Genomic DNA, 11,736 nt, shown 5'->3' on the forward strand with positions numbered 1-11,736 from the left:
TTCGATCAAATGAGATCAGATGACCGGTGGGCGGCCCAGCCTGGTCAATCGCCAAACGGTACGCCATCGCATCGGGCGACGCGGACCGCAAGGTTCGCGCCAGCCCGCCCGGAACCCGCCCCACCAGGCCTTCAGCGCCTCCGGGGAGGGGCGGCGGGCCAGGGTCAGCAGGAACCAGGTTCCCAGATAGAGAGGCACGAACAGGGCCGGAAGGTTCCGTCGCGCGAGCCAAACCCTGTTCCGCGCCACGTTGTGGAAATACGTGGCGTGCCGGGCCGGCGAGGTCGTCGGGTGGTGCAGGACCACGTCCGCCCGGTAGTCGATGGCCCAGCCGGCGTCCAGCGCGCGCCACGCGAGGTCGGTCTCCTCGTGCGCGTAGAAGAACTCGGCGGGCAGCTGCCCGGCCTGCTCGAACACCGTGCAGCGCACGGCGCTCGCGCCGCCCAGGAAGGTCGTCACCCGGGAGGAGCGCAGCGGGTCGCTCGCGCGCAGCCGGGGCACGTGCCGGCGCGCGGTGACACCGGTGTCGGGGTCGGCGATCCGGAACGAGACGATGCCCAGCTCCGGGTCGGCGGTGAAGGCCTCGCGCAGGAGGCGGGCGGAGTCGGTGCGCGGCAGGTGGCCGTCGTCGTCCAGGAACAGGACGGCGTCGACGTCCCGCCCGTCCCGGCCGAACAGCTCGATGCCGACGTTGCGCCCGCCGGGGATGCCGAGGTTCTCCGGCAGCTCGACGCTGCGCACGCCCTCCGGCAGCGGGGGCAGCGGCGCGCCGTTGGCCACCACGGCCAGCTCGACCGCCGGGCCCTCCTGGGCGCGGACGGACTCGATCAGGGCGTTCAGCTCGGCCGGGCGGTTGCCCATCGTGATGATCACGGCGCCGAGGCGGAAGCCGTCGGCGCCTGGACCGGCGGCGGCGTTCGCGGAGGTGTTCATAGAGGTGTTCGTGGAGGTGTTCGCGGAAGTGTTCATCGGAGCCTGCTCGAAAGGACGATGCTCAGCAGGTGCAGGACGGTCTGCAGCATGGCGATCGCGGCCAGCACGACCACGGCCAGCCGGGTGAAGAACAGACCGCCGTGGACGGCGTCGGCGACGCCGGCGGCCAGGATGAACAGCGAGGCCTCGACCGCGCCCACCAGACGGTGGAACTTCAGGAGCGAGGCCGCGCGGCGGGCCTTGGCCACGGCCGCGGAGCGCGGCACCGAGGCGCTGTCCTCGACCGCTGTCAGGCCGCTGCGGGCGCGGGCCACGTCCACCAGGTCCGTCTCGGACTTGATCAGGATCGCGCCGAGCGCGGCCAGCGTGCCGAGGAAGGCCCACTCCCAGTGCGCGGCCGGGCCCTGTCGGTGGAAGAGGTCGCAGCCGCGCAGGCCGAGGCCGGTCAGCAGCGCGGCCTCGGACATGTAGTGGCCGACCCGGTCCAGGTAGACCCCGGTGAGCGAGGTCTGCCGGCGCCAGCGCGCCACCTCGCCGTCCACGCAGTCCAGCAGCAGGTACAGCTGGATCAGCAGGGCGCCCAGGACGGCGCCGGTCAGGCCCGGCACCACCAGCGCGGCACCGGCCAGGACGCCGGTGACCATCATCAGGTAGGTGAGGCCGTTGGGGGTGATCGCCGTGACGGTCGAGAGCACCCGCGTGACCCGCAGCGAGATGCTCCGCATGTACAGGCGCCCGGCCCAGTGCTCGGCGCTGCGGCGCTGGAGCATGCCCTCCGGGTGGATCACCGCGCGCAGCTCCTCGATCGAGGGCCGGCGGGTCAGGTCCACCGGGGGCCGCTCGGCGCCCGCGGTGGAGGGGTCAGCTGTTGACGGCTTGGACATAGTCGGCGTACGCGTCCCTGATTGCTGAGGGGGAGAGGTCGAGGTGCTCGAGGATGGTGAAGCGGCCCGGCCGGGTGTTCGGAGCGTAGTGCACCGCCTCGGTGAACTCCGCCTCGGTGAAGCCGATCTGAGCGGCGGTCACCGGCAGGCCGTGGCGCGCCAGGCGCTCCACGATCAGACCGGTCAGCTCGCGCTCGCCCCGCAGGAAGCTGGCGAACGCCGCGCCGAGGCCGACCTGTTCGCCGTGCTGGGCGGACCGCTTGGGATACAGCACGTCCAGGGCATGCGAGATCTCGTGGCAGGCGCCCGACGAGGGCCGGGTGCTGCCCGCGATGTTCATCGCGATGCCGGACAGTACCAGGGCTTCCGCGAGCGCCGTCAGGAGGTCCTGGTCCGCCAGGTTCCCGGGGTGGCGCAGCAGGTTCTCGCCCGCCGAACGGGCCATCGCCACGGCCAGCCCGTCCACCGGCTCGCCGGTGACCGCGTGCGACAGCTCCCAGTCCGCGCAGGCGGAGATGTTGGAGACGACGTCGCCGATGCCGGCCGCCACGAAGCGCGGCGGGGCCTGGCGGATCACGTCCAGGTCGACGACGATGCCGATCGGGCTGGGCACCCCGTAGGAGCCCCGGCCGGCGTCGTTGTCGAGCGTGGAGACCGGCGAGCAGATGCCGTCGTGCGCGAGGTTGGTGGCCACCGCGACCAGCGGCAGGCCGACCCGGGCCGCGGCGTACTTGGCGGCGTCGATGATCTTGCCGCCGCCCAGGCCCACGACCGCGTCGTAGTGGCCGCCGCGCATCGCCTCGGCGAAGCGCACCGCGCTGTCCAGGCTGCCGTCGTCCACGCTGAACCAGTCGGCACCGGGCAGGGCCGGCTCCAGGCGCTCGCGCATCGCGGCGCCCGAGCCGTTGCTGATCGCCACCGCGATCCGGCCCGAGGCCGACAGCCGCTGGTCCGCGAGGATCCCGCCGAGCGCGTCCAGCGCGCCCGGGCGGACCTCGACGAACAGCGGCGAGGGGACCAGTCGGGTCAGTACCGGCACGCGATCTCCCGCGCCTTCGCCAGGTCGTCGTGGTTGTCGACCTCGACCCAGGAGACCTCGCCGATCGGCTGCACGTCGATCCGCAGGCCGCGGTCGACCATCTCCTGGTAGCCGTCCTCGTAGTACAGCTGCGGGTCGCGCTCGTAGGTGGCGCGCAGCGCGTCGGTGAGGTCCGCGGCGGCCGAGGGGTTGATCACGGTCACACCGATGTACTCGCCGCTCGCCTCGACCGGGTCCATCAGCTTGGTGATGCGGCGCATGCCGGCGGCCGGGTCGACGACGACCTTCATCTCCTCGTCGGCGAGCTTCTTCACCGTGTCGAGGGCCAGCAGGATGCCGGGGGCCTCGCCGGCCTCGGTCAGGCGGCGGTTGCCCTCCAGCATGGTGCGCTGGACGGAGGCCGGGTGGACGGTGTCGCCGTTGGCGAGCAGCAGGCCCTCGGCGAAGAGGTCGCGGGCGCACCACAGGGAGTAGGCGTTGTTCCACTCCTCGGCCTTGTCGTTCTCGACCAGGTGGAGCTTGACGCCGTACTTGCCCTCCAGGGCGTCCTTGCGGTCGTACACCGCCTCCTTGCGGTAGCCGACGACGATCGCGGCCTCGCGCAGCCCGACCTCCGCGAAGTTGCCGAGGGTGAGGTCCAGGACGGTCCGCTCCCCGTCGACCGGCACCAGCGCCTTGGGCAGGGTGTCGGTGTACGGGCGCAGCCGGCGGCCGGCGCCGGCTGCCAGAACGAGGCCGATCATGCGGGGGTCTCCTGATCCGTCGTGCTGTGCGCGGGTGCGCCGGGGCACCGGAACGAGTCGCCCGGGCCGCGCAATCGGCGCGCCGGTGCCGGCGCAGATGCGGGCACCTTGTCCTTAGTGATGGTAGGCGACCGGGGCGACCGGCCCGAACGCGGCCGGGGACCTGGGAGGTGCCTGAACGGTGGCTGGGAACGACGGCCGGAGCGGCGCACCGGAGCGGGCGCGAACGGGGCCGGCGCGCCTCCTGGCGCGCCCGAACGGGCCTCGAACGACTCCGAACCCTTTTGCTAACTCCATGACCCTTCCGGGGCCCTCTGACGTCCTTCTCCGTCCGGAAAAGTCCCCCTGAGGGTCATGATCCGCCAGGTTGTGCGTGGGACCCGTGCCGACCGCCACCCATACGGCAGACTGGAGCCCGACGCCGGCGCCGGTGCCCCCGCTGCGTCCGATGCACCCGCTGCACCGGACGCAACCCGATGCTTCCGTTGCTCCCGCTCCCCGAAAGAGGCCACCCCATGCCCCAGAGTCCGCCGACCAGCCCGACGCACTTCACCTCCGAGATCGACACCGGTCTCGACGTGGAGACCGACGTGACGGCCGACCCCGGGGGCACCGCCGGGAGCACCGGCCCGGAGATCCTGCTGGAACTCGTCGACGACGAGGGCACCACCATCGGCACGGCCGAGAAGCACTGGGCCCACCAGCAGCCAGGGCGCCTGCACCGGGCCTTCTCGGTGTTCCTCTTCGACCGCCAGGGCCGGCTGCTGCTCCAGCGCCGCGCGCTCGGCAAGTACCACTCCCCCGGCGTCTGGTCGAACACCTGCTGCGGCCACCCCTACCCGGACGAGCCGCCGTTCGTCGCCGCCGCCCGTCGCACCTCGGAGGAGCTGGGCGTCGCGCCGGCACTGCTGTGCGAGGCCGGGACGGTGCGCTACGACCTGCCGGACGAGGCCTCCGGGCTGATCGAGCGAGAGTGGAACCACCTGTTCGTGGGCCTGGTCACGGCGCCGGTCGTCCCCGATCCGGACGAGGTGGACGACTACGCCTTCGTCACCGCGCAGGAGCTGCGCGAGCTGCGGACCGAGCGGCCGTTCTCGGTGTGGTTCGAGACCGTCTTCGAGGCGGCGCTGCCGGGGATCCGGGAGATCGCCGGACGGGACTGGTAGTCCGATGGTCCGGTAGTCCGGCTGGTCCGCACGGGACTGGTGACGAGGACGGGACTGGTGGCGGGGGCGGGACTGGTGGCGGGGGCGGTGACCGCCGGGATGGTCCGGATCGTCCGGATGGTCACGGACAGTCGTCGTGCCGCGGAGGGAGCGGAGGGATGGGCAGCGAGGCCCAGATGACCTTGCCGCCCTCCCCCGTCCGCTCCACGTCGCACACGCCCCCGGCCTGCAGGGTCACGCTCTTGACCAGCAGCAGGCCGCGCCCCCCGGTGCGGCCGGTGTCGCTCTCCAGGGCCTTCGGGCGGTACGGGTCGCCGTCCTCGACCGAGACCCGCACCCAGCCGTCGCGCACCGCCAGCTCGGTGGTCACCTCGGGCGAGAGCTCGGCGGCGTGCGTCACGGCGTTGCTGACCAGCTCGGAGACGATCAGCAGCACGTCGTCCACCAGCTCCTGGTGGCGCACCCCGGTCATGCCCTGGGCCAGCAGGCGGTCGCGCACCGCGTGCCGGGTGCGCGGCACCGAGGACTCCGTGGCGGGCACCGGGAAGCGCCAGACGCCCTCGGCCGGCTCCGGCGCCGGGCGGGCGGGCCCCCGCAGGGCCCGGTCGCGTCTCGGCTCGGCCTTCGCCGCCCCGCTGATCTGCTCCACGTCCAGCCGCCCTTCGTCCGCGACCCGGGAATCAGGCGTTCCGCTGGCGCCCTCGGTCCACAGAGGCTAGGAGAGCCGCCACGGGGACTGCGGCACCGTCGAGAAGTTGCCCGTGTCGGATCGGTGTCGACCGGTCCCGATCGGCGGGGCGGCGCAATCGGACCGTTTCCTTCGCCCTCGCCACCGCTTCGGCCGGTGATCGGGTGGCCCGGCGAGGCTTCGCCGTCCGGCGGTGGTCGGGCCGTCGTCGGGGTGTCCCCCGTCGGTCGCCGTCGGACCGGGGCCCCCGCCGGGGAAACGCAGGTGAGAAGCACTCCAGAACCCTGGTAATGTTCTCTCTGTCGCCGAGGGGGCGAGAAAAACCCCGAAGCACACACCCCGTCCGGGTGGCGGAATGGCAGACGCGCTAGCTTGAGGTGCTAGTGCCCTTTATCGGGCGTGGGGGTTCAAGTCCCCCCTCGGACACCATCGAATTCCCCGTGGATCCGCAAGGATTCCACGGGGAATTTTTTGTTTTTCATCCGCCGCTGTGGCCGGACCCGGCCCAGCAGGCCCGCTGGGCCCGGCCACAGCGGCGTTCCGAGGGCGTCGGAGCCCCGGAGACCGGACACGAGATGGCAACGATCGGACGGTTTGAGCTTCCCCTGAGGTAAACGCCCTTTTTCGCCCCATAGGCTGCTGGGCGTTTGTGTCCGGAATACCGACTCATGACCGTAAAAACCACGACACCACCCGTCGACCCCGAGCGAGAGGACCGATACGTTGAGTGAGCCCGAGCCGTCAGCGGCATCGCACCAGAACCACTACCGACGCTCGCTCGGCACCATCAGCCTCACCGCCGTCGGGCTGGGCTCGATCATCGGCTCCGGGTGGCTGTTCGGCGCCGAGCGGGCCGCCAAGCTCGCCGGCCCCGCCTCGATCCTCGCCTGGGTGATCGGCGCCGCCGTGGCCCTGACCATCGCCCTCACCTACAGCGAGCTCGGGTCGATGTTCCCCAAGGCCGGCGGCATGGTCCGCTACGGCCAGTACTCGCACGGCTCGCTGGCCGGCTACCTCGCCGCCTGGGCCAACTGGATCGCCATCGTCTCCGTCATCCCCGGCGAGGCCACGGCGTCCGTCCAGTACATGAGCTCCTGGCACTTCGGCTGGGCCAAGGGGCTGTACAACGGGCAGGAACTGACCATCAGCGGCGTCGCCCTCGCGAGCGTGCTGCTGCTCGTCTACTTCGCCCTCAACTGGTTCGCGATCACGCTGTTCGCCAAGACCAACACCGCGATCACCGTCTTCAAGGTCATCGTCCCGACCCTGACCGCCGGCGCGCTGCTCCTCGCGCACTTCGACACCGCGCACTTCACCGACCACGGCGGCTTCGCGCCGAACGGCTGGAGCGCGGTGTTCACCGCCGTCGCCGTCTCCGGCATCGTCTGGGCCTTCAACGGCTTCCAGTCGCCGCTCAACCTGGCCGGCGAGGCCCGCGACCCCGGCAAGTCGCTGCCCAAGGCCGTCATCGGGTCCATCCTGATCGCCCTGGTGATCTACGTCGCGCTGCAGATCGCCTTCCTCGGCGCCATCCCGGCCGCCGACCTGTCGCAGGGCTGGAGCGGCCTCGGCTACACCTCGCCGCTCGCCGACCTCGCCATCGCCTGGGGCATCAACTGGCTCGCGATCCTGCTGTACGCGGACGCGTTCATCTCGCCCTCCGGCACCGGCATGATCTACGCCGCCACCACCTCGCGCATGATCCACGGCGTCCAGGAGAACGGCCACCTGCCGAAGCTCTTCGGCAAGGTCGACCCCAAGACCGGCATCCCGCGCCCCGCGCTGCTGCTCAACCTCGGCGTCGCGTTCCTGTTCCTGGCCGTCTTCCGCGGCTGGGGCTCGCTCGCCGAGATCGTCTCGGTCGCGACCGTCATCTCGTACATCACCGGCCCGGTCGCCGTCATGGCGCTGCGCCGCCTCGCCCCGGACCTGCCGCGCCCGGTGCGGCTGCGCGCGATGCCGGTCATCGCGCCGGTCGCGATGGTCTTCGGCTCGCTGGTCCTGTACTGGGCCCGCTGGCCGCTGACCGGCAAGGTCATCCTGCTGATGGCCGCCGGCCTGCCGATCTGGGCCTGGTACGAGCTGCGCAAGCCGTGGGCCGTGCTGCGTCCGCACCTGATCGCGGGCGCCTGGATGGTCGCGTACCTGTTCGTGATGGCCGGCGTCTCGTGGGCGGGCAGCTCCGACTTCGGCGGGCACGGCTACCTGCCCGAGGGCTGGGACCTGCTGATCGTCGCCGCGATCGGTCTCGCGTTCTACCGCTGGGGCGTCGCGAGCGCCTGGGCGAACCCGTCCCTGGCGGAGGTCCGCCGCGAGCTGAGCGAGGCCGAGGGCGCGTCCGGCGCGCAGGACGCCGCGTCGGGGCCGGGGCCGCAGTCGGCGTCGGAGTCGGCGTCGCCGGAGCCGTCGCGGGCGTGACGGCCTGAGGCTGGGAGCCGAACATGGGAGTGCCGGTCGAGCTTGGCTCGGCCGGCACTCGCGCGTTCCGGGGGCGGCGAGCGGGGGAGGGCGGACGGATTTCAGCGAACAGATTTCAAAATCTGTTCGCTGAAATCTGTTATCTGTTATCTGTTACTTGTCAGCTGACAGCTGTCGGCCGCCGCCCGTCCTCAGCCCCGGCGGGCGCGGCGGATCGCCGAGGTGACCACCGGGGGGAGCAGGTCGCGGGCGGCGCGCTTGGCGACGTTGACCGGGCGGCGCTGCTCGGCGGCCCGGGCACGGCGGGCGGCGAGGTCGCGGGCGGCCTCCTCCTGCGACTCCAGGAGCGCCCGACGGGAGTCGGCGGCGGCCTGGTCGGCCTGGTGGCGGGCGTTCAGTGCGACGAGCCGCTTGTGGTGGCGGGACGGCCGGAACGGCTCGATGCCCTCCGAGGTACCGGTCATGCGCAGCATCTGCCGGCCGTTGAGGGTCTCGGCGCTCAGCTCACAGCCCTCGGCGAGGTCCACCCGGTCGAGCAGGTCCCGCTGGAAGGGCTCCGGGTCCCCCCAGGTGCCGTAGAACTTGCACTCGGTGAGCAGGACCGGCTTGAGCCCGTGGTTGAACACGGCCTCCCAGGTGGCGGCGGCGACACCCGGGGTGTGCTGGGAGCGGTAGTCGTCGAGCACCACGACGCCCTGGTCCTGCAGCGCGACGCGGGCCACCTGGAGGTCGCCGACCACGTGCTCGTACAGGTGCGAGGCGTCGATGTGGATGAACCGGAACGCGCCCGCCGCTATCCGTCCGCCCGCCAGCGTCGAGGTCGGCGCCTGGATGATCTCCGGCAGCTCGCCGTGGAACGACAGGTAGTTCGACTCGAAGGCCGTTCGGCTCAGCGTCTTGCGGTAGGACATGTTCATTTCAGCGGCATTCTCGTCGTCCGGCGCGTCCGAGTCGAAGAGGTCACAGACGGTGAATGACTCGCCGGGCTGGAGGTGCTCCCCGATGACGATGGCGCTGCGCCCCAGGTATGCGCCCATTTCCAGCAGGTCGCCCGTGACGCCGGCCTTCTCCTGGCGCCCCAGGAACCACTCGAAGGAATGCCGGTCGTGGTCCCAGAACCACCCCGGCACGTCGTCCAGCGAGGCCGGCTCGGCGGGCCGGGGCTGCTCGTCGGTGAACGCGGCGTCGGTCACGGGGAAGCTCCTTTTGCGGTACGGATGACCTGCGGATTCGAGCCAGACCTCAGAGCGGTGGCGCCCTCCCGCCCACCGCGGGGGCGCACGACGTGCCGACGGTGTGCACACGTCTTGCACCCGCCGCCAACCGTAGCCCCCCACCGCTGAGTTCGCTGCAATCTACAGCGCCGTCCGCGCGATTGAGGAGCCTTTCGGACGCAGAATTTGTGGACCGTCGCATCGGGCCGGGAGTGGGCACGGCCGCACCGATCACGTACATCCATTGTGCCCTCTCCGCTCCACAGAGTCACCATTCCTCGGAATGATCTTCGTAGCTTTTCGGCCGCATACGGTGGAACACCGTCGGCCCCCACTGCGGTGGGCCGGGAATGGGGAACGGAGCGACATGACGAAGACCGAGCGAGATCTCACCGCGCTGGCCGGGGAATTGACGGCGATGATGACCGAGGACGCCGCCGCCGTGCGGCTCGCCAACAGCACCGACCTCGCCGAGCAGGCCGCCTGGCGGCGGCTCACCACCGGGCACGGGGACCGGCTGGCCGCGATCATGGCCGAGCACGGCTGGCCCACCGAGGCACTGGTCGGAGCCGACGCGGCGAAGGCCGCCTGGCTGGTCGCCCAGCACGCCGACCGCCAACTGGACGTCCAGCGCCGGGCCGTGGAGCTGATGGCCGTGGCCGTCGCGGACGGCGCCGCGAGCGCGCGCGACCTGGCGTTCCTTCAGGACCGGCTCGCCGTCAACGAGGGGCGCCAGCAGCGGTACGGCACGCAGATCGGCGCGGTCACGGACGGCCGCCCGGTGCCGTGGCCCTGCGAGGACCCGGAGCGGCTGGACGAGCGGCGGGCCGACGTGGGGATCGAGCCGTTCGCCGAGTACACCTCGCGGTTCGCGCCGCGCTGACCGTCGGGTCCGCCGGAGCGGATTGGCTCTTGCGCGCGGCCGCCCCGGCCGCCTTGACTGGGCCTTTGGACCAGCGCTGGGTTGAGCGCGGTCAAACGCGGTGGAGCGCGGTCGGAAGGCCAGGCGGACGAGAGGACCATCGGTGCAGCACGACGCGGAGCAGGACTCGCGGAACGACGGGCCGGGCGGGGACGAGCGGGGCGACCGGTGGTTCGGGGACCACGCGGACCAGTACGTCGACGGCGCCTGGCGCCCCTCCGGGGACACCGGGTCGATCGAGGTGCTGAACCCCGCGACCGAACGGGTGATCGCCACCGTGCCGGCCGGCGCCGCGGCCGACGTGGACGCCGCGGTGGGCGCGGCCCGCCGGGCGGCGCGGGCCTGGGGCACGACCACCCGTGAGGAGCGGCTCGCACTGCTCACCCGGCTCCGGGACGGCATCGCCGGGGCGCAGGACGAGATCACCGCGACGGTGGTCGCCGAACTGGGCACCCCGGTGGGCTTCGCGGCCGCCGTCCACGCCGGACTGCCGCTGACCGTCGCGTCCTCCTACCTGGCGCTGCTCGCCGAGCACCCCTTCGAGGAGCGGATCGGCAACTCGCTGGTGCTGGCCGAGCCGGCCGGCGTGGTCGCGGCGATCACACCGTGGAACTACCCGCTGCACCAGATCGTGGCCAAGGTCGTCCCGGCGCTGGCAGCCGGCTGCCCGGTGGTCCTCAAGCCGGCCGAGGACACGCCATTGGTGGCGCGGCTGTTCGCCCGGCTGGTGCACGAAGCGGGCTTCCCCGCGGGCGTGTTCAACCTGGTGACCGGCACCGGTGCGGTGGCCGGTGCGGCGCTCGCCGCCCACCGGGACGTGGACGTCGTGTCGTTCACCGGGTCGACCGCCGTCGGCCGTGCGGTCGCCGAGACGGCCGGGCGCGGCCTGAAGCGGGTCGCCCTGGAACTGGGCGGCAAATCCGCCAACGTGGTGCTGCCCGGCGCCGACCTGACCCGCGCGGTCAACGTCAACGTGGCCAACGTGTTCGCCAACTCGGGCCAGACGTGCAGCGCGTGGACGAGACTGCTGGTGCACCGGGACCACTACGAGGAGGCCGTCTCCATAGCGGCGAAGGCCGCCGAGAAGTACGTTCCCGGCGATCCGGCCGATGCGCGGACCCGGATCGGTCCGGTGGTCAACGCCAAGCAGCAGGCGCGGGTGCGCAGTTACCTGGAGGGAGCGATCACCGAGGGCGCCCGGGTGGTCGCCGGGGGTCCCGAGCCGATCGCCGACCTTCCCGTCGGCTTCTACGTCCGTCCGACCGTACTCGCCGACGTCACACCGGACATGACGGTGGCTCAGGAAGAGGTCTTCGGCCCGGTGCTGGTGGTCCTCCCCTACCGCGACGAGGACCACGCCGCCGAGCTCGCCAACGGCACCGAGTACGGCCTGGCCGGCGGCGTCTGGGCGGCCGACACCGACACCGCCGCCGCCTTCGCCCGTCGCCTCGACACCGGCCAGGTCGACCTCAACGGCGGCCGCTTCAACCCCCTGGCCCCGTTCGGCGGCTACAAGAGCTCGGGCCTCGGCCGCGAGCTCGGCCGCCACGGCCTGGAGGAGTTCCTGCAGTACAAGTCCCTGCAGTACTGACCTCGGCGCGAGCCGTCGGACTTGGGGGTGGGGGGGGGGCCCCCCCGCCCCCCCCCCACCCGGAGGCGGGGAGGGCCAGGGGGCGGCCCGGGGGGTGGGGGAGGGGGCGGGCCAGGTGGCCGCGGGCCGGGGGGAGGC

General features: G+C 72.2%; 10 protein-coding genes and 1 tRNA gene. 5 read left to right on the forward strand and 6 right to left on the reverse strand.

Annotated features, from left to right (window positions below; all coding sequences use genetic code 11):
• Positions 1-15: 15 nt before the first annotated feature.
• The 4 genes from ACFXDE_RS00310 to ACFXDE_RS00325 all read right to left on the reverse strand — a co-directional run bounded on the left by ACFXDE_RS00310 (position 16) and on the right by ACFXDE_RS00325 (position 3,599).
• Entirely contained in the window at positions 16-933 is a 918-nt protein-coding gene (locus ACFXDE_RS00310; RefSeq protein WP_380489240.1) for a glycosyltransferase family 2 protein, read from the reverse strand.
• 32 nt (positions 934-965) lie between these two features.
• Positions 966-1,703 (reverse strand): CDP-alcohol phosphatidyltransferase family protein, encoded by a 738-nt coding sequence (locus tag ACFXDE_RS00315; protein ID WP_359958111.1) that lies wholly within the window; start codon positions 1,701-1,703, stop codon positions 966-968.
• 91 nt (positions 1,704-1,794) lie between these two features.
• The gene (locus tag ACFXDE_RS00320; RefSeq protein ID WP_359958020.1) at positions 1,795-2,856 is read right to left on the reverse strand and encodes an iron-containing alcohol dehydrogenase family protein; all 1,062 of its coding nucleotides are present in this window, start codon (positions 2,854-2,856) and stop codon (positions 1,795-1,797) included.
• On the reverse strand, positions 2,844-3,599 hold the full coding sequence (locus ACFXDE_RS00325; protein WP_380489242.1) for a sugar phosphate nucleotidyltransferase: 756 nt from the start codon (positions 3,597-3,599) through the stop codon (positions 2,844-2,846). Before ACFXDE_RS00325 ends, ACFXDE_RS00320 begins: the two co-directional genes overlap by 13 nt.
• A gap of 515 nt (positions 3,600-4,114) precedes the next feature.
• On the opposite strand from ACFXDE_RS00325, the gene idi reads away from it, so the two are divergent.
• Entirely contained in the window at positions 4,115-4,765 is a 651-nt protein-coding gene (gene idi, locus ACFXDE_RS00330; RefSeq protein WP_380442227.1) for an isopentenyl-diphosphate Delta-isomerase, read from the forward strand.
• A 121-nt stretch (positions 4,766-4,886) separates the two neighbouring features.
• Here the strand turns inward: idi and ACFXDE_RS00335 are convergent, their stop codons facing one another.
• The gene (locus ACFXDE_RS00335) at positions 4,887-5,405 is read right to left on the reverse strand and encodes an ATP-binding protein (RefSeq protein WP_380442243.1); all 519 of its coding nucleotides are present in this window, start codon (positions 5,403-5,405) and stop codon (positions 4,887-4,889) included.
• Positions 5,406-5,794: 389 nt separating this feature from the next.
• On the opposite strand from ACFXDE_RS00335, the gene ACFXDE_RS00340 reads away from it, so the two are divergent.
• Together ACFXDE_RS00340 and ACFXDE_RS00345 are read left to right on the forward strand one after the other, a co-directional pair.
• A tRNA-Leu gene (locus ACFXDE_RS00340) sits at positions 5,795-5,882 on the forward strand.
• A gap of 294 nt (positions 5,883-6,176) precedes the next feature.
• Positions 6,177-7,871, forward strand: coding sequence for an APC family permease (locus ACFXDE_RS00345; RefSeq protein WP_380489244.1), 1,695 nt, complete (start codon positions 6,177-6,179; stop codon positions 7,869-7,871).
• A gap of 191 nt (positions 7,872-8,062) precedes the next feature.
• On the opposite strand, the gene ACFXDE_RS00350 is transcribed toward ACFXDE_RS00345, so the two are convergent.
• A complete protein-coding gene (locus tag ACFXDE_RS00350) occupies positions 8,063-9,064 on the reverse strand; it encodes a class I SAM-dependent methyltransferase (RefSeq protein ID WP_380489245.1) in 1,002 nt (333 codons plus the stop codon).
• A gap of 388 nt (positions 9,065-9,452) precedes the next feature.
• Between ACFXDE_RS00350 and ACFXDE_RS00355 the strand changes: the two genes are divergently transcribed.
• Positions 9,453-9,968, forward strand: coding sequence for a DUF6624 domain-containing protein (locus ACFXDE_RS00355; protein WP_380489248.1), 516 nt, complete (start codon positions 9,453-9,455; stop codon positions 9,966-9,968).
• A 142-nt stretch (positions 9,969-10,110) separates the two neighbouring features.
• Positions 10,111-11,598 (forward strand): aldehyde dehydrogenase family protein, encoded by a 1,488-nt coding sequence (locus ACFXDE_RS00360; protein WP_380489250.1) that lies wholly within the window; start codon positions 10,111-10,113, stop codon positions 11,596-11,598.
• Positions 11,599-11,736: the final 138 nt, after the last annotated feature.

Origin of the sequence: Kitasatospora sp. NPDC059408 (assembly GCF_042751525.1) — a bacterium.
Classification (GTDB): Bacteria; Actinomycetota; Actinomycetes; order Streptomycetales; family Streptomycetaceae; genus Kitasatospora.